We start from the raw sequence: 21,116 nt of genomic DNA, 5'->3' as shown, positions 1-21,116 counted from the left end.
CGGGGCGGACGGCCGCCCGCCCCGCCGGGGCGTCAGGAGCTGAGCTGCCAGACGGCGTTGGCGATGGCGTCGGTGTGGTTGTGCAGCGCGGTGTCGTCGATGTTCCGGGACGTGTCGCAGGAGCGGTGGTAGCAGGCGTCGAACGCCTTGCCCGCGGTGCCGCCCCACGCCTTGGCCTGGGCGGCGGTCTTGATGTAGTCCGCCCCGGAGAAGAGCCCGCCGACCGGGACGCCGGCGTCCTTGAAGGGGGCGTGGTCGGAGCGGCCGTCGCCCTCGGTCTCCGGCTCGGTGGCGATGTTCTTGGCGGCGAACCAGTCCTTGAAGACCTTCTCCAGCTTCGCGTCGTCGTCGTAGACGAAGTAGCCCGGGTTCGGCGAGCCGATCATGTCGAAGTTCAGGTACGCGGAGATCTTGGAGCTGTCGGCGCCGAGGGCGTCGACGTAGTGGCTGGAGCCGACCATGCCGTCCTCCTCGTCGCCCCACCACGCGAACCGCAGGTGCTTGGCGGGCTTGAGGTGCTCCCGCGAGACGGCCAGCGCGACCTCCAGGATGCCGGCCGAGCCGGAGCCGTTGTCGTTGATGCCGGGGCCGGCGTCGACGGAGTCCAGGTGCGAGCCGGTCAGGACGGTGGCGTCCTCCGCGCCGCCCGGCCAGTCGGCGATGAGGTTGTAGCCCGTGGCGCCGCCGCTGGTGAACGGCTGGAGGCTGGTGGTGAAGCCGGCGGCGTCCAGCTTGCCCTTGATGTAGTCCACCGACGCCCGGTAGCCGGGCCGCCCGTGGGCGCGGTTGCCGCCGTTGGCGTCGGCTATGGACTGGAGCTGGGCGAGGTGCGCCTTGACGGCGGCCACCGGGATGTCCGGCGCCGCCTGAGTGGCCTGCGCGGCCGGCGCGGTGCCCAGCAGGGCGGCGACGGCGGTGCAGGCGCCGGCGGCGAGGGCCGCGCGGCGGATACGCGAGGAGCGGGTCACGTAAGGGCTCCGATGCTGTTGTGGGGGGTTGCCCCGGAGCGGACATTATTGACGCGTGCATGAGGATTGCGAGGGTGTTTGAAAAGTGTCAAGAGCGGATACCGGACACTCGCGTCCGTGCAGCGGAATGCCGTCTGGTTTATGGCGAATATTCCGTTTGGTTGGGAGGTTCCCGGCCGTTTTTCCGTATTCCGGAAGGGGATTGAGGGTGTGGAATTCGCCACCACGATTCCGTACAACCCCGGTGGCCGGGAGCGGAAAGCGAAGGCTCCCATTCCGGTCGCCGGCCGGTAACAGCCGGTGATTTCCGGTGTGTTACGGCAGGCGCGGCAAGGCCGCCGGAAAACACCGCCCCCGTAACGGCGTCGAAATCCCGCCGAACTAGCCTGAGCGCGTGGGGCAGTTGATGGCCAAGTGCTGAAAGTTGTTTTGCTGGCCCTTTAAACATTGTGTGGTACATCTAACGTCACAGGTGTGTCCATGCCTGTGACCTGGGCAAATGCGCCCGGGTGCAAACCTGTGAGGTGGAACGTATGCAACTGACCCCGCATGAGCAGGAACGGTTGTTGATTCATGTGGCGGCAGACGTGGCCGAAAAGCGGCGGGCCCGCGGGGTGAAGCTCAACCACCCCGAAGCCATCGCGCTGCTGACGGTGCACATCCTCGAAGGGGCCCGGGACGGCCGCACCGTCGCCGAGCTCATGTCCTCCGGGCGGAAGGTCCTCACCCGCGACGACGTCATGGAAGGCGTCCCGGAGATGATCCACGACGTCCAGGTGGAAGCCACCTTCCCCGACGGCACCAAGCTCGTCACCGTTCACGAACCCATCAACTGACCACGGGAGAAGAAGACATGATCCCGGGACAGATCCTCTACGCCGACGAGCCGGTGCGCCTCAACGACGGCCACCCCCTCACGCGCATGACCGTCCTCAACTCCGCCGACCGCCCCGTCCAGGTCGGCTCCCACTACCACTTCGCCGAGGCCAACGCCGGCCTCGACTTCGACCGCGCCGCGGCGCACGGCAAGCGGCTGAACGTCGCGGCCGGCACCGCCGTGCGCTTCGAGCCCGGCATCCCCACCGAGGTCGAGCTGATCCCCATCGGGGGCAAGCGGATCGTCGTGGGCCTGCGCGGCCAGACCGGAGGTCCCCTCGATGGCTGAACTGACCCGCCAGCAGTACGCCGACCTCTTCGGCCCGACGGCCGGCGACCGCATCCGGCTCGCCGACACCGACCTGGTCGTCGAGATCACCGAGGACCTCTCCGGCGGCCCCGGCCGCGCCGGTGACGAGGCCGTCTTCGGCGGCGGCAAGGTCATCCGCGAGTCGATGGGCCAGTCGCGGACCACCCGCGCCGAGGGCGCCCCGGACACCGTCATCACCGGCGCCGTGGTGATCGACCACTGGGGCATCGTCAAGGCCGACGTCGGCATCCGCGACGGCCGGATCACCGCCCTGGGCAAGGCCGGCAACCCCGACACCATGGACGGCGTCCACCCCGACCTGGTGATCGGCCCGGAGACCGAGGTCATCGCCGGCAACGGCAAGATCCTCACCGCCGGCGGTATCGACACCCACGTCCACTTCATCTGCCCCCAGCAGGCGGACGAGGCGCTGGCCGCGGGCATCACCACCATGATCGGCGGCGGCACCGGCCCCGCCGAGGGCAGCAAGGCCACCACCATCACCCCCGGCGCCTGGCACGTCGCCCGGCTCTTCGAGGGGATGGACAACTTCCCGGTCAACGTCGGCCTGCTCGGCAAGGGCAACACCATGTCCCTGCCGTCGATGCGCGACCAGCTGCGGGCCGGCATCCTCGGCTTCAAGATCCACGAGGACTGGGGCGCCACCCCCGCCGTCATCGACGCCTGCCTGTCGGTCTGCGAGGAGAGCGGCGCCCAGCTCGCGATCCACACCGACACCCTCAACGAGGCCGGCTTCCTCGGCGACACCGTCGCCGCCATCGCCGGCCGCTCCATCCACGCGTTCCACGTCGAGGGCGCCGGCGGCGGCCACGCCCCCGACATGATCGCCATGGTGTCGGAGCCGAACGTGCTCCCCGCGTCCACCAACCCCACGCGGCCGCACACCGTCAACACCGTCGAGGAGCACCTCGACATGCTGATGGTCTGCCACCACCTCAACCCCGCCGTCCCGGAGGACCTGGCCTTCGCCGAGTCCCGGATCCGGCCCTCCACCATCGCCGCCGAGGACATCCTGCACGACCTCGGCGCCATCTCGATCATGTCCTCCGACGCCCAGGCCATGGGCCGGATCGGCGAGGTCGTGATGCGGACGTGGCAGACCGCCCACGTCATGAAGCGCCGCCGCGGCGCCCTGCCCGGCGACGGCCGCGCGGACAACCACCGCGCCCGCCGCTACGTCGCGAAGTACACCATCAACGCGGCCCTGGCCCAGGGCATCGACCACCTCGTCGGCTCGGTCGAGAGCGGCAAGCTCGCCGACCTCGTCCTGTGGGACCCGGCGTTCTTCGGCGTCAAGCCGCAGCTGGTCATCAAGGGCGGCCAGATCGCCTACGCGCAGATGGGCGACGCCAACGCGTCCATCCCCACCCCGCAGCCGGTCCTGCCGCGCCCGATGTTCGGCGCCACCGGCAAGGCCCCGGGCAGCAACTCGTTCAACTTCGTCTCCCAGCAGGCCATCGAGGACAACCTCCCCGAGCGCCTCCCGCTGGCCAAGTCCTTCGAGGCCATCCGCTCCACCCGCGGCGTCAAGAAGGCCGACATGATCAACAACGATGCCCTGCCGCGCGTCCACGTCGATCCGGACACCTTCACGGTGACCATCGACGGCGAGGTGGTCGAACCCAGCCCCGCCACCGAACTGCCCATGGCCCAGCGGTACTTCCTCTTCTGACGTACCGCCACCGAAAGATCCGGAGCACCATCGATGAGCCGCGCTGCGCTGCTCGTCCTCGCCGACGGCCGGTTTCCCGCCGGAGGGCACGCCCACTCGGGCGGCGCCGAACCGGCCGTCACCGCGGGACACATCAAGGACGCCGCCACCCTGGAAGTCTTCTGCCGGGGGCGGCTGCACACCGCGGGACTGGTCGCGGCCGGACTGGCCGCCGCGGCCGCGGCCGGCCTGGACCCGCTCCTCCTCGACGACGCCGCCGACGCCCGGACCCCGGTCCCGGCGCTGCGCGCCGTCGCCCGCCGGCTCGGCCGGCAGATGATGCGGGCCGCCCGCGCCACCTGGCCGGGCCCCGAACTCGACGCGCTCGCCGCGGCCCGCCCGCGCGGCGCCCACCAGCCCGTCGTCCTCGGCCTGGCCGCCCGGTCCGCCGGACTGACCCCGCTGGACGCCGCGTACGCCGTGGGGTACGAGAACATCAGCGGCCCGGCCACCGCCGCGGTCCGCCTGCTGAGCCTGGACCCCTTCGACGCCACCGCCGTCCTCGCGCACCTCACCGGCGACCTCGAACAGGTCGCCGAGCAGGCCGCCGACGCCGCGCAACGCGCCGCCACCGAAGGACTCGGCGCCCTGCCCGCCGCCTCCGCGCCGCTGCTCGACATCGCCGCCGAAGCACACGCCGCCTGGCCGGTCCGGCTCTTCGCGTCCTGACCTTCCCGCCCGCACCACCGTGCCGCGCACCCCGCGGCCGCACGACCCACCGGAGGCACCCATGCACCTCGACCACCAGGACGGCTTCCCCGAGCGCCACACCTACAGCGCCGCGTCGCCCGTCCGCCCCGACGGCCGCCGGCGCGCGCTGCGCATCGGCCTGGGCGGCCCGGTCGGCACCGGCAAGACCGCCACCGTCGCCGCGCTGTGCCGGGCGCTGCGCGACGAGCTGTCCATCGCCGTCGTCACCAACGACATCTACACCCGCGAGGACGCCGAGTTCCTGCGCCGCGAGGCGGTCCTGCCGACCGAGCGGATCACCGCGGTGGAGACCGGCGCCTGCCCGCACACCGCCATCCGCGACGACATCTCCGCCAACCTCGAAGCCGTCGAGGACCTGGAGGACACCGTCGGCCCGCTCGACCTGGTGCTGGTCGAGTCCGGCGGCGACAACCTCACCGCCACCTTCTCCAAGGGCCTGGTGGACGCCCAGATCTTCGTCATCGACACCGCCGGCGGCGACGACATCCCGCGCAAGGGCGGCCCCGGCGTCACCACCGCCGACCTGCTCGTCATCAACAAGACCGACCTCGCCCCCTACGTCGGCGTCGACCTGGAGGGCATGGCCCGGGACGCCAAGGCGCAGCGCGGCGACCTCCCGGTGGCCTTCACCGCCCTCAAGCAGCCCGGCGGCGTGGCGCCGGTCGCCGAGTGGGTCAAGGCGCAGCTCGCGAACTGGACCGCGGCCCAGGCATGACCGGCACCCTGCTCCGCACCGGCGCCCCGCAGGCCCCCGCCCTCCCGGCGGGCGGCCTGCGGGCCACCGCCCGTATCACCGCCCGGGCCGACGCCGGCGGCACCACCCGGCTGCCGGTCCTGGACGGCGCCGGCCCGTTCGCGCTCCGCCGCATCCAGGCGCACGCCGACCAGGCCCGGGTCTGCGTGATCGGCGCCATGAGCGCCCCGATCGGCGGCGACCGGCTGCGCATCGAGGCCACCGCCGAGGCCGGCGCCTCACTGCGCATCACCGCCGCCGCGGCCACCGTCGCGCTGCCCGGCCGCACCGGCGCCCAGGCCACCTACGACGTGCACCTGACCGTCGGCGACGGCGCCCGGCTCGAATGGCTGCCGGAACCGCTGATCTCCGCCGAGGGCAGCGATCTGCGCATGACCACCACCATCGACCTCGCCCCCACCGCCCGCCTGGTCTTCCGCGAGGAGCAGGTCCTGGGCCGCAGCGGCGAGCGGACCGGTGCGCTGCGCAGCCGCCTGACGATCCGTCAGGACGGGCGGACGCTGCTCGACCAGGAGACCTCCTACGGCCCCGGCGCACCGGGCTGGAACAGCTCCGCCGTCCTCGGCGGCCACCGCGCCGTCGGCCAATTCCTGGCCGCCGGGCCGGAGTTCGGCGACAAGCCGGCCGGCGTACGGCTGCTGGGCGCGGCCGCCGGCGAGGACGCGGCCCGGGGCCAGGGCGTCCTGGCGCCGCTCCCCGGACCCGCCGTACTGGCCACCGCGGTCGCCCCGGACGGCCTGGCGCTGCGCCGGCTGCTCGACGAGGCCGCGGCCGGCTGACCGGGGGGCCGGAGGCTCACACCTCCAGATCGGTCTCCAGACGGGCGAGGCGGTGGCGCGCCAGCGCGAGGTTGGCGCGCTTGCGGTCCAGCACCAGATACAGGAACAGGCCGCTGCCGTTCTTGCCCGTCACCGGCCGGATGAGGTGGTACTGCGAGGTCAGGGTGATCAGCATGTCCTCGATCGTCCCCTGGAGTTCCAGCATCTCCATCGTGCGCAGCTTGGCGCGCACCACGTCGGTGTTGCCGGCCGCGGCGACATTGAGGTCGAAGGTCTGCGGATCGCCCAGGGTGGCCAGCGCCATCCCGCTGGTGTAGTCGACCAGCGCGACGCCTATCGCGCCCTCGATCGTCGACATCGCCTCGGCCAGCGCGGTTTCCATCTGCGTCATGAGGGGTGGGGCCTTTCCGTGGTGGTGGGTGGTCCTGCGGTGGTCGGTGGTCTTTAGGTCCCGTACGTCCGGCCGCGGCGCGGTCAGCGGCCCGGCGCGGCCGGTGTGTCCAGCAGCGCCGCGATCCGGGCCGCGGTGCGCCGGGCCTGGAGGTGCAGCCGGCCGACGTTGGTGTCCGGGCCCGCCACGGCGGTGAGCACCGCGCGGTTCCCGGCCGCGTACGCCGCGACATAGCCGCGGCTGCCCCGGGTCAGCGACTCCTCGAAGCCGCCCTGCCCGGTCGCGTCGGTCAGCCGGGTGGCCACCCCGATCGCGGCGGCGGTGAGCGCCGCCAGGCCGTCCGGTTCGATGTCCGGCAGGTCATGGGCGATCACCATGCCGTCGGCGCTGGCGACCATCCCGCCGTGCAGCTGCCGGACGTGGCCGCGCAGCGCGCGCAGCTCCTCCCGGACGCCGGCGGCGATCGCCTCGGTCTCCCTGGTCATCGGCTTTCTGACGCTCCTTCTCCTGGCACGCGGGGTGAAGACGTGCCTCATGGGCGGGGTTCGCAGGGGTTCACAGGTTCTCCTCCAGTGCGGTACGCAGCCGGACCAGCAGGGCGGTGTCCGGATCCGCGGTGGTCAGCACGCCCGGGTCCGGCAGCCGCCACACCGCGGGACCCACCGGGGCGTCCGCCGCCGGCCGCCCGTCCCGGAACGCTCCCGGGCGCCGCCGGGGGAGCGCCGCCGGCGCGGGCAGCCGCACCCGGCCGGCCGCGGCCAGCCGCCGCACCTCCAGGACGGTCAGGAACGCCGACTGGCCGAGCGCCAGGGCGAGTTGGCCCGGTGTGCGGCGCCCGTCGGCGTGCGCCAGCAGCCGCCGCTGCCGCCCGGTGAGCGGCCGCCGCCCGGCCTCCTCCGGGGGCACCGGCACGACCGGCGCGCCATCGGCCGCCGCCCAGGCGCCCAGTCGGTCCAGCTGCGCCCGCCGCCGGGCCACCGCCGCCAGCAGCGCCCCGGCGCCCACCGGCCGTACGACGCCGAGCCAGTGCGCCTCGCCCGGGGCGAACGCCACGCCGCCGGGCGCCGGCGGCAGCACGAAGCAGGCCGCGTCGAGCATCGCGGTCAGCTGGCACAGCTCCAGCTCGCCGCGGCTCAGCCAGCCCCGGCCGACGAGGAACTGCCCGCCCCGCCGGTCCGCCCCGGCCGCCTCCTCGGCGTGGTGCCAGCACTCCGCCGGCAGCCGCCCGGCCGCGGCGAGCCGGGCGCCGGGCCCCGGGGCCGCCGGGCACTCGACGCAGTACACCGCGCCCTGGTGGAGGTAGACGCAGCCGTCCGGGCCGCGCAGCGCGCCGGTGGCCCGCTCGGCGGCGTACCGGACCAGGGGATCCGGGGCGTCGTCCGGCGGACGGGCCGGGCCGGGTGCGGAGAGCGAGGTCATGACGGGCCGTCAGCTCCCCGCCAGTTCGCCGGCCAGCTCGCGCAGCCGCAGCCGGGCGAGCGCCAGATTGGCCCGCTCGCGGTCCAGCCAGAGGTGCAGGCACGTCTGGCTGTCGAAGGCGGTGGGCACCAGGCGGATCAGGTGGTAGCCGCCCCCGGTCGTCACGATCAGGTCCTCCAGCGGCCCGGCGCCCTGGCCGGCGGTGTCGAACGTGGCGTTCCGGGCCACCGCCTGCACCACCTCCGCGGTGTCCGCGGCGGTCGCGTCGTGGTCGCCGTGCGGGGCGCGGCCGGCCGTCCCCAGGGTCAGACCGCTGGTCCAGTCGGTCAGCCCGGCCCCCAGGACTCCGGGGATCCCCATCGCGCGGGCCAACACCTGGTCGATACCGGGCACCTGACATCTCCCTCCGGTGGGCGCGCCGCACCAGGCGGCGCACGGCACAACGCGGAGGCTCCCCCACATGGCGGTGCGTGGGAGAGCCTGCGCGGAAGGTTACTGAAGCTGGTACGGACCGCACCGGCATATGCGCCCGGCCGGGGCCGAATGACCTGTTCTCGCCTCTCCTCGGCCCGTTGTCGGCGCTCTGTTGACCGCCCGTCCCGGGGCAGGGCGCGCTCCCGGCCCTCCCGTTACCGGGCGCCGGAGCGGCCGCCTTCCTTCCCGGCCGCCGGCGCGCCAACCCTACGGATTGATAAAGAAATTACGGCCCGATCTGGTCAAACCTGGCCCGTACACGACAGGATCCCCCTGTAGCTCTGTGATCATCGCCGCCACAAGCGGCGCACCATGCAGGGGGATCAACCACGTGAGACGAACAGCAGCGCTCGGCGCCGCCGGCACCCTGGTGACCGGCGCGCTCCTCGCCGGCGCGATAGCCACGCCCGCCGCCGCCGGAGACCGCCGGCCCGGGGGCACCACCGAGGCGCGCGGGGTGGCGATCGCCGCCGCCCGGGCCGCCGCGGCCGGCATCAAGTGGCAGGACTGCCCCGCCGACTGGGGCCTGGCCGCCCCGATCCAGTGCGGCTATGTCACCGTCCCGGTCGACTACGCCAAGCCCAACGGCCGCACCCTCAAGATCGCCGTCGACCGGGCCGCCGCCACCGGCACGCCGCAGCAGCGGCAGGGCGCCCTGGTCTACAACCCCGGCGGCCCCGGCGGCTCGGGCATGCGCTTCCCGACCCGCGTCACCGGCAAGAACCCGCTGTGGGCCAAGACCGCCCAGGCGTACGACTTCGTGGGCTTCGACCCGCGCGGTGTGGGCCACTCGGCGCCCATCTCCTGCCAGGACCCGCGGGAGTTCACCAAGGCCCCCAAGGCCGACCCGGTGCCGGACAGCGAGGCCGACAAGCGCGCCCAGCGCAAGCTCGCCTACGCGTACGCCCAGGGCTGCCTGGAGCGCACCGGCCGCACCGTGCTGTCGCAGATGACCACCGCGAACACCGCCCGCGACCTGGACGTGATCCGCGCCGCGCTCGGCGAGAAGAAGCTCAACTACCTCGGCGTCTCCTACGGCACCTACCTCGGCGCCGTCTACGCCACGCTCTTCCCGGACCACGTCCGCCGGATGCTGGTCGACAGCGTCGTCAACCCCTCCCGCGAGAAGATCTGGTACCAGGCCAACCTCGACCAGGACATCGCCTTCGAGACCCGCTGGGGCGACTGGAAGAAGTGGGTCGCCAAGAACGACGCGGCCTACCACATCGGCGACACCCCGGAGAAGGTCCAGGCCGCCTGGGAGAAGCTGCGCGCCACCGCCAAGAAGCAGCCCATCGGCGGTGTGGTCGGCCCGGCCGAGCTGACCGGCTTCTTCCAGAGCGCCCCCTACTACGACTCCTCCTGGGCCGAGGTCGCCCAGGTCTGGAGCGCGTACCTGGCCGGCGACGCCAAGCCGCTGATCGACAACGCCGGACCGCACCCCGCCGACACGGCCGGCAACATCAAGGCCGAGAACAGCAACGCGGTCTACACCGCCGTCGAGTGCACCGACACCAAGTGGCCCACCAGCTGGCGGACCTGGGACCGCGACAACACCCGGGTCAACCGCCAGGCGCCGTTCATGACCTGGTCCAACGCCTGGATGAACCTCCCCTGCGCCAGCTGGCCGGTCAAGCAGCAGACCCCGGTCGAGGTCGGCACCGGCAAGGGCCTGCCGCCGGTGCTCATCGTCCAGAGCACCCGTGACGCGGCGACCCCGTACGACGGCGCCGTCGAGCTGCACAAGCGGCTCGCGGGCTCCCGCCTGATCACCGAGCGGGACGCCGGTTCGCACGGCGTCACCGGCCTGGTCAACCCCTGCATCAACGACCGGGTCGACGCGTACTTCCTGAAGGGCACCACGGACGCGGCGGACGTCACCTGCGCCCCGCACGCCACGCCCGTCCCGCAGAAGAAGGCGGTCAAGGCCGCCGGCTGACCCACCACCGGGGACGGCCGGGAGCACCTTCCGGCCGCCCCCGGCGGTACGGGCACCCGGGGGCGGCCGCCCGTACCGCCGGACCCGCGAATCGGCCGGTCCGTACGGGCGACCGCCCGGCGTGGCCGCTTGTGCGCCGGGGCGCGGGGGAGTGGCCTGGGGCCGCCGGGCGCCGTCCCCGGCGCCACCGCCCCGAGCGTTCCAGGAGCCCCGATGCCCGTGAGCCGCCGACGCCGTACCTCCCGTGCCGCCGCCGCGGCGGGCGCGGCCGTGGCCCTGTGCGCCGCCCTCGGCCCGGCCGCCCGCGCCGGGGAACCCGCCGGCGCGCTCTTCCTGACCGTCTCCGGCGCCCGCGACAGCTGGCTCCGCGGCGTACGGCTGACCTGCCCGGACACCCGCGGCGCCCATCCGCACGGCGCGGCCGCCTGCGCCGATCTGGCCCGCGCGCAGGGCGACCCGGACGCGCTGCCCGGCGACCCGCACCTCTGCACCCGGGAGTACGACCCGGTGACCGCCACCGCCTCCGGCAGCTGGCGCGGCCTCCCCGTCGACTGGCACCGGGAGTACCCCAACGCCTGCACCCTGGACGCCGCCACCGGACCGGTCTTCCGCTTCTGACGCGTGCTCTGACCCGTTCCGGCCAGCCCCGTCACGCCCGCCGCGCCGCCACCACCCCCGCGGTCACCAGCGCCAGCACCACCCACAGGAACCACACCCAGCCGTTCCCCCCGAACACCACGGTGTAGGCGGTCGCCGCCACCAGCGCGCCCACCGTGCACACGGCCATCGTCCTGGCAGATCCGGGCATACCCGCAACCTCCTCACGGCGGCCCGCCGCCACCGAACGCCACGGGCCGCGGCCTGGGACCATCGTCCCCGGCCGCGGCCCGTGCCGCCAGATCACCTTCCGCACCGCCCGGCCCGATCCGGCCGCGGCGGCGCGGGCCCTTCCTACCGCCCCCGCGCGTGGAGCGACGCCAGATAGGCGTTGTAGTCCGCCAGCTCCTTGTCGCCGTTGCGGTCCGCGGCCCGGTCGGCGCGCTGCGAGACCCGCTCCTCGGACTTGTACCACTGGAAGACCAGCGCGATCAGCACCACCACCGACGGGATCTCGCTGAACGCCCAGGCGATACCGCCCGCCGCCTGCTGATCGCCCAGCGCTTCGATGCCCAGCGAGGCCGGCGGGTGCAGAAACGTGGTGACCATCGGCTCGGACGCCATCATCAGCGCGATACCGAAGAACGCGTGGAACGGCATGCCCGCGAAGAGCTCCAGGATCCGCATGATGTGGCCCGGCCGGTGCGGACCCGGGTCCACGCCCATGATCGGCCAGAAGAAGACCAGGCCGACCGCGAGGAAGTGCACCATCATCGCGATGTGCCCGGCCCGCGACTGCATCAGGAAGTCGAACAGCGGGGAGAAGTACAGCGCGTACAGGCTCGCGATGAACAGCGGGATGGTGAACGCCGGGTGCGTGATCACCCGCATGTAGCGGCTGTGCAGCAGCGCCACCAGCAGCTCCCGCGGCCCCTTGCGGCCCCGCCCGGCGGCCGGCAGCGCCCGCAGCGCCAGCGTCACCGGCGCCCCGAGCAGCAGCAGGATCGGCGACAGCATGCTGACGATCATGTGCTGGACCATGTGCACGCTGAACATCACCATGCCGTAGTCGTTCAGCTTGGTGCACATCGACACCGCCACCGTCAGCACGCCCAGCGCCCACGCCACGACCCGGCCCGCCGGCCACGCGTCGCCGCGCCGCCGCAGCCGGACCACCGCCCAGCCGTACAGCGCCAGCGCCAGCACGCAGCCGACCAGGAAGAACGCATCACCACCGAACGCGAGGCCCCGCCCCAGCGTGAACGGCGGCAGATCCATGTTCATGCCGTCCATGCCGTGCCCGCTGTGATGCATCCGCTCGCTCCTGATTCGTACCAATGCTCCGGCGACAAGCGTAGAGGCGCCCCCGGCCGGGGCATCGGCCGGGGGCGCCTGACGCGCGCGCGGGGTCCCGCGGGAGCTACGAACGGCTCACAGCACGCACTCCGCCTCGTCGTAGCGCTCGGCCGGCACCGTCTTCAGGCTCTCCACGGCCTCGGCCAGCGGCACCAGCGTGATCTCCGTACCGCGCAGCGCGGTCATCATCCCGAACTCGCCGCGGTGCGCGGCCTCCACCGCGTGCCAGCCGAAGCGGGTGGCGAGCACACGGTCGTACGCGGTCGGCGTGCCGCCGCGCTGGACGTGGCCGAGGATGACCGGGCGGGCCTCCTTGCCGAGCCGCCGCTCCAGTTCCACCGACAGCTGCCGGGCCACCCCGGCGAACCGCTCGTGCCCGTAGACGTCCGTGCCGCCCTCGTCGAACGGCATGGTGCCGGCGCGCGGTTTGGCGCCCTCGGCGGCCACCACGATCGCGAACTTCTTGCCGGCCTCGAACCGCGCGCCGACCCGCGCGGTCAGCTCGTCGATGTCGAACGGCCGCTCCGGCACCACGATCGCGTGCGCGCCGGCCGCCATCCCCGAGTGCAGCGCGATCCAGCCGGTGTGCCGCCCCATCACCTCGACGATCATCACCCGCTGGTGCGACTCGGCGGTGGTCTTCAGCCGGTCCAGCGCCTCGGTGGCGACCCCCACCGCGGTGTCGAAGCCGAACGTCACGTCGGTGACCGCGATGTCGTTGTCGATGGTCTTCGGCACACCGACGATCGGCAGCCCGGCGTCCGACAGCAGCCGCGCCGCCTTCAGCGTGCCCTCGCCGCCGATCGGGATGACGGCGTCCAGGCCCAGCTCGGCGACGTGGCCGCGGGCCCGCTCGACACCGTCCCGCAGATGGGCCGGCTGCACCCGGGACGACCCGAGGATGGTGCCGCCGCGGGCCAGGATGCCGGCGACGGCGTCCAGGTCGAGCTTGCGGTGATCGCCTTCCAGCAGGCCCTTCCAGCCGTCCCGGAAACCGATCACCTCATCCCCGTGATCGGCGGTGGCGCGGTGGACGACGGACCGGATGACGGCGTTCAGACCGGGGCAGTCGCCCCCGGAGGTGAGGACACCAATGCGCATTGCTCGTACAAACCCATCGAAACTCAACCGGACGCCCGGACCCCGTCGTCCGGTTGGATGCCGCTCAGCCTACAAGCGCGCCGCCCCCGGGCACACGGGCGCCCGCAGTGCGGACGCGCGCGCACGGAAAACGGCCGGATCCGGGCTCTGGGCACCCGGATCCGGCCGTTCCCCACGGGCCGTCAGGCGTTCTCGGTCGCCGCCGCGATCCGCTCCTGGCGCAGCGCCTCGTACCACCGGTCGTCGGCCGGCGGCAGCGCGTTGACGTCCAGCGCGAGCTTGATCAGCAGGTCCGCGATGTGCGGGTTGCGGGCCATCACCGGACCGTGCATGTACGTCCCGAAGACGGTGTCGTTCCACGCGCCCTCGTAGCCGTCGCCGACGCCGTTGCCGTTGCCGAACCGCACCTTGGCGAACGGCCGGGCGCTCTGGCCCAGGTGCGTCACGCCCTGGTGGTTCTCGAAGCCGGTCAGCGGCGGCAGCCCCAACTGCGGGTCGATATCGGCCAGTACGTCGCCCACGCACCGGGCGCCCTCACCGCGGGTGCTGACCACGTCCAGCAGCCCCAGGCCCTGCTGCCGCTCGCCGAGGTCGTTGATGAACTCGTGGCCGAGGATCTGGTAGCCGGCGCACACCGAGAAGACGATCGCGCCGTTGGAGACCGCGCGCTCCAGGCCGCCGTCGCGGATCAGCCGCTCGGCCGCCAGCCGCTGCGGCCGGTCCTCGCCGCCGCCGATCAGGTAGATGTCCCCGGAGGTGGGGATCTGCTGGTCGGAGCGGACGTCCAGGCGCTGGACGTCCAGGCGGCGCTGGCGCGCCCGCCGCTCCACCACCAGGACGTTGCCCTGGTCGCCGTAGGTGCTGAGCAGGTCCGGGTAGACCCACACCACGCGCAGGCTGTTGTCACTCATGCTCGCTCGTCCTTGTCCGTGACTGTCGGTGGACCGCACTCAGTTGCCCACCCGGCGGCGCAGGTCCTGGAAGGCCGTGTAGTTGGCGATGACCTCGATGCGGCCGGGCGGGGCCATCGCCACCGCGTCGTCGAGGGTGTCGCACACCTCGAAGTCCAGTCCGGCGACCTCCAGGCGCACGGCCAGGTCCAGCTTGCGGTCGCCCAGCACGAACAGCGGGTGCCCGGCGAGCCGGGTGTAGTCCACGTCCCACAGCCAGGAGGTGTCGGTGCCGTCCGCGCCGCGCGCGTTCACCGACATGATCACCGGGGTGGGCGGTCCGTCGATCAGCGAGAAGGTCTCCAGCCAGCCGGCCGGGTTCTTCGCCAGCAGCAGCCGCAGCTCGCGCTCCTGGAACGTCACCACGTCGTACCGGCCGGCCACCGCCTGGACCGCGAACATCCGCTCCAGGGCGACCTGCGGCGGCACCCCGAAGGCGGCCGCGACCGCGGCGGAGGTGGTGGCGTTGGCCTTGTTGGCGCGGCCCGGCAGCTGGAGCTTGATCGGCCAGGCGCTGCCGTGCGGGTCCAGCACGTGGTCGCCGGAGAGCGCCCAGCTCGGCGTCGGGCGGCGGAAACCGCACTCGGCGCAGAACCAGTCGTCGCCCGGCCGCTGCATCACACCGCCGCACGACGGGCAGGACCAGGCGTCGTCCTTCCACTCCTGGCCGGCCGCGACCCACACCACGTTCGCGGACGACGAGGCCGCCCAGACGATCAGCGGGTCGTCGGCGTTGGCGACGATCAGCGCCTTGGAGCCGGACAGGCCCTCGCGCCAGCGCTCGGCCAGCATCCGGGTCTCGGCGGCCCGGTCGAGCTGGTCCCGGGAGAGGTTCAGCAGCGCTATGGCCTTGGGGGTGACGTCCCGGGCCACCGTCGCCAGGTACTTCTCGTCCACCTCGATGACGCCGTACTTGGCGTCCGAGCCGCCGGCCAGCGCCGAGGTGATGCCCGCGGGCATGTTGGCGCCCAGCGCGTTGGAGACCACCGGGCCGCTGGCCCGCAGCGCCTCGGCGATCAGCCGGGTGGTGGTCGTCTTGCCGTTGGTCGCGGACACCAGGACCACGTCGAGGTGCCTGGCCAGCGAGGCCAGCAGGTCGGGGTCGAGCTTGAGCGCCACCCGGCCACCGATCACCGATCCGCTGCCGCGTCCCGCCGCGCGCGACACCGCTGCCGCGGCCTTGCCGGCCGTCACGGCCAGCTTGGCCCGCGGCGACAGCGGCTCCGTGTTGCCTGCCATCGTCCTAGATCCTCCTTGCATCCGGCACGCTCCTGCCCGCGAAGGCCGCCGGGGGAGCGCCTCCTCCGCGGCCGCCGACCGGCCGGAGGCTTCGGTCGGAGTGCAGCCTATCGAGATCCGGCGCCCGGCCCGAACTCCGCCACCTGTGTGACGTCATCCGGTCCGTCCGGCCCGTACGCTGGGCGCATGCGCCACCGCACCCTCCCCGGCAGCTCCGGCCGCCCCCGCCCGCTGAGTCTGTACGGCGATCCCGTGCTGGCCCGCCCGTGCGCGGAGGTCACCGCCTTCGACGGCGAGCTGGCCGCGCTGATCGAGGACATGTTCGCGACGATGTACGCCGCGAACGGCGTCGGCCTGGCCGCCAACCAGATCGGCACCGGGCTGCGGGTGTTCGTCTACGACTGCCCCGACGACGAGGACCGCCGGCATCTGGGCCACCTCGTCAACCCCCGGCTGGTGGAGGTGGACGGGCCGGTGGTCCGCGGCCCCGAGGGGTGCCTGTCGCTGCCCGGTATCGAGGCCGGCACCCCGCGCCACGACCGCGCCGTGGTGACGGGCGTCACGGCCACCGGGGAGCCGGTGACGGTGACCGGCACCGGCTTCTTCGCCCGCTGCCTCCAGCACGAGTGCGACCACCTCGAAGGCGGTCTGTACGTCGACCGCCTCACCGGACTGCGGCGCCGCCGGGCGCTGCGCGCGGCGGCCCGGGCCCCGTGGGCGGCGGGCCGGCCGGACGCCCAGGCCGTGCACGACGCCGACGGCGCCGCGGCGCCGGCCTGACCCGGCCGCCCGGCGTCAGAAGCCGGGACCGCCCGCCAGGTCCTTGACGGTGGCCAGCTGGCCCCACAGCAGATCGGTCAGATGGCGCACCAACTGCTCGCGGGAGCAGGGGCGTTCGCGCAGCCACCAGTCGCCGGCCGCGTGCATCATGCCGACGATGCCGTGCCCCCACACCCGGGCCCGCTCCGCGCCGTCCGGCCCGAGGTCGAGCCGTTCGGAGATGACCTCGGCCAGCTCCTCGCCGAGCCGGCGGAGCAGCGGGGCGGAGTGCCGGCCCACGTCGAAACCGGACTCCGCGGGGACGTCCTCGTCGGCCGGGTGCATCAGGAAGCGGTAGACCTGGGGCCGGGCCTCGATGGCGGCCAGGTAGGCGTCGAGGGTGGCCTCGACCCGGTCCCGGCGCACCCGGTGGCCGTCCAGGGCGGCCCGGAGGTTGGCCAGCAGGGCGTCGGTGTGGCGTACGGCCAGCGCGCGGTAGAGGCCGCCCTTGTCGCCGAAGTGCCGGTAGAGGATCGGCTTGGTGATCCCGGCCTCGGCGGCGATCGCGTTCATCGACGCGCCCGGGCCGTCGCGCAGCACGATGCGTTCGGCTGCCTCCAGCAGCTCCCGCCGTCTGCGCTCGGTCGCGGACCGCTGCCGGTCGCCGCCTTCCGTGCCGTGCCGCTCGGTGCCGGCCTGCCCGGTGGTCCGCCCGGTGCGGTCGATGCTGTCCATGCTCGTGGTGCCCCCTTGTGAATGCGTGGCGCTCGCGCAACGTAACACCCCCGCTCGGTGTCTCCCGAACCGCGCGGCGCGATCGGGCCCGGGTGGAGTTGACATCCCTTACTGGCGGGTAACAGACTCGGGCCACCGCGCGTGTTACCGCAAGTAATCGCTGGCTGTACGCACCACTGGAGGGGACATGGCCGAGTTCACCATGGAGCTCAACGACGAGCAGAGGGACGTCCGCGACTGGATCCACGGTTTCGCCGCGGACGTCATACGCCCCGCCGCCGCCGAATGGGACGAGCGCGAGGAGACCCCCTGGCCGGTCATCCAGGAGGCCGCCAAGATCGGCCTGTACTCCCTGGACTTCTACGCCCAGCAGTTCTTCGACCCCACCGGCCTGGGCATCCCGATGACCATGGAGGAGCTGTTCTGGGGCGACGCCGGGATCGCGCTGTCCATCGTGGGCACCGGCCTGGCCGCCGTCGGCGTCCTAGCCAACGGCACGGAGGAGCAGATCGGCACCTGGGTCCCGCAGATGTACGGCGACGCCAGTGACGTCAAGGTCGCCGCGTTCTGCTCGTCCGAGCCGGACGCCGGCTCCGACGTCGCCGCGATGCGCACCCGCGCGGTCTACGACGAGGCCAAGGACGAGTGGGTGCTCAACGGCACCAAGACCTGGGCCACCAACGGCGGGATCGCCAACGTCCACGTCGTGGTCGCCGTGGTGGACCCGGAGCTGGGCTCCAAGGGCCACGCCTCGTTCATCGTCCCGCCGGGCACCCCCGGCCTCTCCCAGGGCCAGAAGTTCAAGAAGCACGGCATCCGCGCCTCGCACACCGCCGAGGTCGTCCTGGAGGACGTCCGGGTCCCCGGCCACTGCCTGCTGGGCGGCAAGGACAAGCTGGACGAGCGGCTGGCCCGGGCCCGCGAGCGCGCCAAGGGCGGGGAGCGCGTGAAGAACGCCGCGATGGCGACGTTCGAGGCGTCCCGGCCGGCCGTCGGCGCGATGGCCGTGGGCACCGCCCGCGCGGCGTACGAGGAGGCGCTGGAGTACGCCAGGACGCGTGAGCAGTTCGGCCGCCCGATCATCGACAACCAGGGCGTGGCCTTCCAACTGGCCGATATGCGCACGCAGATCGACGCCGCGCGGCTCCTGGTGTGGCGCGCGTCCTGGATGGCCACCACGGGCAAGAAGTTCGAGCACGCCGAGGGCTCGATGTCGAAGCTGTTCGCCAGTGAGACCGCCAAGAAGGTCACCGCGCAGGCGATCCAGATCCTCGGCGGCAACGGCTTCACGCGGGAGTACCCGGTCGAGCGGATGCACCGCGACGCGGCGATCTACACCATCTTCGAGGGCACCAGCGAGATCCAGCGGCTGGTCATCGCCCGCGCGCTGTCGGGGATGCCGATCCGCTGACGCAAGGAAGTCAAGGAACGCGAGGACACCGCGCCGGAGGGCGGGGGCAGGGCGAGAGCCCGCCCCCGCCCTTTCGCGTGCCGGGCGTCAGTCCTTGCCGTCGCGCGGGGCGAAGTGCAGCAGCCGGTCGGCCTCGCGCTGGGTCTCCTGGGCGGCGCGGCGGCTCTCGGCGAGCACGTCGCCGTGTTCCGAGACGAGGCTCTCGTAGATCGGTGAACCGCTCGCCGGGGCGGGCGCGGGGGCTGGGACGGGGGCGGGCATGGAGGACTCCTGAAGAATTTCGGTCTGTGCCGGCGGCGGCGGCCAGCGGGTGGCGCGCGCCGCCGCGCGCCCGACTACCCAATCATGACCCGCCCATGCCAGGCCCCGTATGTGATCAGTTCCACGTCCACATGGTGAGACGCCGCCCGGTCGCCCGGCATCCCTCCGCCTCCGCGCGTTTCAAGCGCCACCCGCCCACTGGCCAGGACACCTCTTGACGGGTCGGACGACTCGCTCTACGTTCCTTCCATAAAGCAAAACATTAATTCCATGATGCGGAATTGATGGTCCCGGCCTCTTCGGCCGGACTTGCCCGTGACAGGTCGACGCAGGAGTACCGATGCCTCGAATGACAGCCGCCCGCGCTGCGGTGGAGATCCTCAAGCGCGAGGGCGTGACCAACGCCTTCGGAGTGCCGGGCGCGGCCATCAACCCCTTCTACGCGGCGCTCAAGGCCGCGGGCGGGATCGACCACACGCTGGCGCGCCACGTCGAGGGCGCCTCGCACATGGCCGAGGGCTACACCCGGACCCACCCGGGCAACATCGGCGTCTGCATCGGCACCTCCGGCCCGGCCGGCACCGACATGATCACCGGCCTCTACTCCGCCACCGGCGACTCGATCCCGATCCTCTGCATCACCGGCCAGGCCCCGACCGCGGTGATGCAGAAGGAGGACTTCCAGGCCGTCGACATCGCCTCGATCGCCAAGCCGGTCACCAAGGCCGCCACCACGGTCATGGAGGCCGCCCAGGTCCCCGGCGTCTTCCAGCAGGCGTTCCACCTGATGCGCTCCGGCCGCCCCGGCCCGGTCCTGATCGACCTCCCGATCGACGTCCAGCTCACCGAGATCGACTTCGACCCGGAGACCTACGCGCCGCTGCCCGCCTTCAAGCCGGCCGCCACCCGCGCCCAGATCGAGAAGGCGATCACGCTCCTCAACGAGTCCGAGCGGCCGCTGATCGTGGCCGGCGGCGGCATCATCAACGCCGACGCCGCCGACCTGCTGGTCGAGTTCGCCGAGCTGACCGGCACCCCGGTCATCCCGACCCTGATGGGCTGGGGCATCGTCCCGGACGACCACGAGCTGAACGCCGGCATGGTCGGTCTGCAGACCTCGCACCGCTACGGCAACGCCAACTTCCTGGAGTCCGACTTCGTCCTCGGTATCGGCAACCGCTGGGCCAACCGCCACACCGGCAAGCTGGACCTCTACACCAAGGGCCGGAAGTTCGTCCACGTCGACATCGAGCCGACCCAGATCGGCAAGATCTTCGCCCCGGACTACGGCATCGCCTCCGACGCCAAGGCGGCGCTGGAGCTGTTCGTCGAGGTCGCCAAGGAGCTCAAGGCCGCCGGCAAGCTGCCCGACCGCAGCGACTGGGCCGCCTCCACCCAGGAGCGCAAGGCCCAGCTCCAGCGCCGTACGCACTTCGACAACATCCCGATGAAGCCGCAGCGCGTCTACGAGGAGATGAACAAGGCGTTCGGCCCGGAGACCCGCTACGTCACCACCATCGGCCTCTCCCAGATCGCCGGCGCGCAGATGCTGCACGTCTACAAGCCGCGCCACTGGATCAACTGCGGCCAGGCCGGCCCGCTCGGCTGGACCATCCCGGCCGCCCTGGGCGTCGCCAAGGCCGACCCGGAGACCCCGGTCGTCGCGCTCTCCGGCGACTACGACTTCCAGTTCATGATCGAGGAGCTGGCGGTCGGCGCCCAGCACAAGATCCCCTACGTCCACGTGCTGGTGAACAACGCGTACCTGGGCCTGATCCGCCAGGCGCAGCGCAACTTCGACATCAACTTCCAGGTCAACCTGGAGTTCGAGAACATCAACTCGCCGGAGCTGGGCGTCTACGGCGTGGACCACGTCAAGGTCGCCGAGGGCCTGGGCTGCAAGGCGATCCGGGTCACCGACCCCAGCCAGCTGGGCGCGGCCTTCGAGGAGGCCAAGAAGCTGGCCGCCGAGCACCGCGTCCCGGTCGTCGTCGAGGCGATCCTGGAGCGGATCACCAACATCTCGATGGCCGCCGCGGAGATCGACAAGGTCAACGAGTGGGAGGAGCTCGCCACCGAGCCCGGCCACGCCCCCACCGCGATCAAGCCGCTGAAGGTCTGACGCCCGCGCCGGGCGGGGCCGGTTTCCGGCCCCGTTCCGGCCAGATGCCGGGCGCGGCTTGACCGCCGCGTCCGGCGCCCGCACCATCCCGTAAAGCAAAAACCGAAATCCGCTATCCGGAAGGAGCGCCGGGCCCTATGGGTTTCACGGACACGCGCTTCAACGTCAACCTGTCGATCCTGTTCACCGAGCTTCCGTTGCTGGAGCGGCCGGCGGCCGCGAAGGCGGCGGG

23 protein-coding genes and 1 pseudogene are annotated in these 21,116 nt (G+C 72.7%); 12 read left to right on the top strand and 12 right to left on the bottom strand.

Going from position 1 to position 21,116, the window contains the following annotated elements; translation table 11 throughout:
- Positions 1 to 32 precede the first annotated feature (32 nt).
- A complete protein-coding gene (locus ADL22_RS07985) occupies positions 33 to 968 on the bottom strand; it encodes a M28 family metallopeptidase (protein ID WP_066975172.1) in 936 nt (311 codons plus the stop codon).
- Between the two features lie 533 nt (positions 969 to 1,501).
- On the opposite strand from ADL22_RS07985, the gene ADL22_RS07980 reads away from it, so the two are divergent.
- The 6 genes from ADL22_RS07980 to ADL22_RS07955 all read left to right on the top strand — a co-directional run bounded on the left by ADL22_RS07980 (position 1,502) and on the right by ADL22_RS07955 (position 6,130).
- Positions 1,502 to 1,804 (top strand): urease subunit gamma, encoded by a 303-nt coding sequence (locus ADL22_RS07980; protein ID WP_026248132.1) that lies wholly within the window; start codon positions 1,502 to 1,504, stop codon positions 1,802 to 1,804.
- Positions 1,805 to 1,821: 17 nt separating this feature from the next.
- Positions 1,822 to 2,133, top strand: a complete 312-nt coding sequence (locus ADL22_RS07975) for an urease subunit beta (protein ID WP_066975170.1) — start codon at positions 1,822 to 1,824, stop codon at positions 2,131 to 2,133.
- Positions 2,126 to 3,847: an urease subunit alpha gene (locus ADL22_RS07970; protein ID WP_066975168.1), complete on the top strand. Its 1,722-nt coding sequence runs from the start codon at positions 2,126 to 2,128 to the stop codon at positions 3,845 to 3,847. Before ADL22_RS07975 ends, ADL22_RS07970 begins: the two co-directional genes overlap by 8 nt.
- Before the next feature lie 33 nt (positions 3,848 to 3,880).
- Positions 3,881 to 4,555, top strand: coding sequence for an urease accessory protein UreF (locus tag ADL22_RS07965; RefSeq protein WP_066975166.1), 675 nt, complete (start codon positions 3,881 to 3,883; stop codon positions 4,553 to 4,555).
- A gap of 61 nt (positions 4,556 to 4,616) precedes the next feature.
- Positions 4,617 to 5,312: an urease accessory protein UreG gene (gene ureG / locus ADL22_RS07960; protein ID WP_066975164.1), complete on the top strand. Its 696-nt coding sequence runs from the start codon at positions 4,617 to 4,619 to the stop codon at positions 5,310 to 5,312.
- Positions 5,309 to 6,130, top strand: coding sequence for an urease accessory protein UreD (locus ADL22_RS07955; RefSeq protein ID WP_066975162.1), 822 nt, complete (start codon positions 5,309 to 5,311; stop codon positions 6,128 to 6,130). The genes ureG and ADL22_RS07955 overlap by 4 nt, the downstream gene beginning before the upstream one ends.
- A gap of 16 nt (positions 6,131 to 6,146) precedes the next feature.
- Here the strand turns inward: ADL22_RS07955 and ADL22_RS07950 are convergent, their stop codons facing one another.
- The 4 genes from ADL22_RS07950 to ADL22_RS07935 all read right to left on the bottom strand — a co-directional run bounded on the left by ADL22_RS07950 (position 6,147) and on the right by ADL22_RS07935 (position 8,333).
- Positions 6,147 to 6,521 carry a hypothetical protein gene (locus ADL22_RS07950; RefSeq protein ID WP_066975160.1) on the bottom strand — a complete coding sequence of 125 codons (375 nt, stop codon included), beginning with the start codon at positions 6,519 to 6,521 and terminating at the stop codon, positions 6,147 to 6,149.
- A gap of 83 nt (positions 6,522 to 6,604) precedes the next feature.
- The gene (locus tag ADL22_RS07945; RefSeq protein ID WP_066975158.1) at positions 6,605 to 7,006 is read right to left on the bottom strand and encodes a roadblock/LC7 domain-containing protein; all 402 of its coding nucleotides are present in this window, start codon (positions 7,004 to 7,006) and stop codon (positions 6,605 to 6,607) included.
- A 70-nt stretch (positions 7,007 to 7,076) separates the two neighbouring features.
- Entirely contained in the window at positions 7,077 to 7,940 is an 864-nt protein-coding gene (locus ADL22_RS07940) for a hypothetical protein (protein ID WP_066975156.1), read from the bottom strand.
- 9 nt (positions 7,941 to 7,949) lie between these two features.
- Positions 7,950 to 8,333: a hypothetical protein gene (locus ADL22_RS07935; RefSeq protein ID WP_066975154.1), complete on the bottom strand. Its 384-nt coding sequence runs from the start codon at positions 8,331 to 8,333 to the stop codon at positions 7,950 to 7,952.
- Between the two features lie 412 nt (positions 8,334 to 8,745).
- Here ADL22_RS07935 and ADL22_RS07930 point away from each other — a divergent pair, with 412 nt between their 5' ends.
- Positions 8,746 to 10,353 carry an alpha/beta hydrolase gene (locus ADL22_RS07930; RefSeq protein WP_079063930.1) on the top strand — a complete coding sequence of 536 codons (1,608 nt, stop codon included), beginning with the start codon at positions 8,746 to 8,748 and terminating at the stop codon, positions 10,351 to 10,353.
- 213 nt (positions 10,354 to 10,566) lie between these two features.
- Entirely contained in the window at positions 10,567 to 10,971 is a 405-nt protein-coding gene (locus ADL22_RS07925) for an SSI family serine proteinase inhibitor (RefSeq protein ID WP_066975150.1), read from the top strand.
- 31 nt (positions 10,972 to 11,002) lie between these two features.
- On the opposite strand, the gene ADL22_RS35685 is transcribed toward ADL22_RS07925, so the two are convergent.
- The 5 genes from ADL22_RS35685 to ADL22_RS07905 all read right to left on the bottom strand — a co-directional run bounded on the left by ADL22_RS35685 (position 11,003) and on the right by ADL22_RS07905 (position 15,596).
- Positions 11,003 to 11,161 (bottom strand): hypothetical protein, encoded by a 159-nt coding sequence (locus tag ADL22_RS35685; RefSeq protein ID WP_199836244.1) that lies wholly within the window; start codon positions 11,159 to 11,161, stop codon positions 11,003 to 11,005.
- A 143-nt stretch (positions 11,162 to 11,304) separates the two neighbouring features.
- Positions 11,305 to 12,264: a cytochrome c oxidase assembly protein gene (locus ADL22_RS07920; protein WP_066975148.1), complete on the bottom strand. Its 960-nt coding sequence runs from the start codon at positions 12,262 to 12,264 to the stop codon at positions 11,305 to 11,307.
- A gap of 117 nt (positions 12,265 to 12,381) precedes the next feature.
- Positions 12,382 to 13,407 (bottom strand): 6-phosphofructokinase, encoded by a 1,026-nt coding sequence (locus ADL22_RS07915; protein ID WP_066975146.1) that lies wholly within the window; start codon positions 13,405 to 13,407, stop codon positions 12,382 to 12,384.
- 182 nt (positions 13,408 to 13,589) lie between these two features.
- Positions 13,590 to 14,318 (bottom strand): type 1 glutamine amidotransferase, encoded by a 729-nt coding sequence (locus ADL22_RS07910; RefSeq protein ID WP_066975144.1) that lies wholly within the window; start codon positions 14,316 to 14,318, stop codon positions 13,590 to 13,592.
- A gap of 39 nt (positions 14,319 to 14,357) precedes the next feature.
- Positions 14,358 to 15,596, bottom strand: a complete 1,239-nt coding sequence (locus tag ADL22_RS07905) for a MurT ligase domain-containing protein (RefSeq protein WP_066975142.1) — start codon at positions 15,594 to 15,596, stop codon at positions 14,358 to 14,360.
- A 186-nt stretch (positions 15,597 to 15,782) separates the two neighbouring features.
- On the opposite strand from ADL22_RS07905, the gene def reads away from it, so the two are divergent.
- The gene (gene def, locus ADL22_RS07900) at positions 15,783 to 16,376 is read left to right on the top strand and encodes a peptide deformylase (protein ID WP_066975140.1); all 594 of its coding nucleotides are present in this window, start codon (positions 15,783 to 15,785) and stop codon (positions 16,374 to 16,376) included.
- A gap of 15 nt (positions 16,377 to 16,391) precedes the next feature.
- Here def and ADL22_RS07895 read toward each other — a convergent pair whose 3' ends face one another.
- The gene (locus tag ADL22_RS07895) at positions 16,392 to 17,090 is read right to left on the bottom strand and encodes a TetR family transcriptional regulator (protein ID WP_066975138.1); all 699 of its coding nucleotides are present in this window, start codon (positions 17,088 to 17,090) and stop codon (positions 16,392 to 16,394) included.
- Positions 17,091 to 17,277: 187 nt separating this feature from the next.
- Here ADL22_RS07895 and ADL22_RS07890 point away from each other — a divergent pair, with 187 nt between their 5' ends.
- Complete coding sequence (locus ADL22_RS07890; RefSeq protein ID WP_066975136.1) at positions 17,278 to 18,501, top strand: acyl-CoA dehydrogenase family protein; 1,224 nt, start codon at positions 17,278 to 17,280, stop codon at positions 18,499 to 18,501.
- An 87-nt stretch (positions 18,502 to 18,588) separates the two neighbouring features.
- On the opposite strand, the gene ADL22_RS35680 is transcribed toward ADL22_RS07890, so the two are convergent.
- Positions 18,589 to 18,762 carry a hypothetical protein gene (locus tag ADL22_RS35680; protein WP_199836243.1) on the bottom strand — a complete coding sequence of 58 codons (174 nt, stop codon included), beginning with the start codon at positions 18,760 to 18,762 and terminating at the stop codon, positions 18,589 to 18,591.
- Between the two features lie 340 nt (positions 18,763 to 19,102).
- On the opposite strand from ADL22_RS35680, the gene gcl reads away from it, so the two are divergent.
- On the top strand, positions 19,103 to 20,884 hold the full coding sequence (gcl, locus tag ADL22_RS07885) for a glyoxylate carboligase (RefSeq protein ID WP_107116246.1): 1,782 nt from the start codon (positions 19,103 to 19,105) through the stop codon (positions 20,882 to 20,884).
- 137 nt (positions 20,885 to 21,021) lie between these two features.
- A pseudogene (locus ADL22_RS34570) lies at positions 21,022 to 21,116 on the top strand (hydroxypyruvate isomerase); the annotation flags it as partial.

Source organism: Streptomyces sp. NRRL F-4489, assembly GCF_001509485.1.
Lineage (GTDB): Bacteria > Actinomycetota > Actinomycetes > Streptomycetales > Streptomycetaceae > Streptomyces.
Note: the sequence above shows the minus strand (reverse complement) of the source record. Positions and strands in the feature narration are given on the sequence as shown.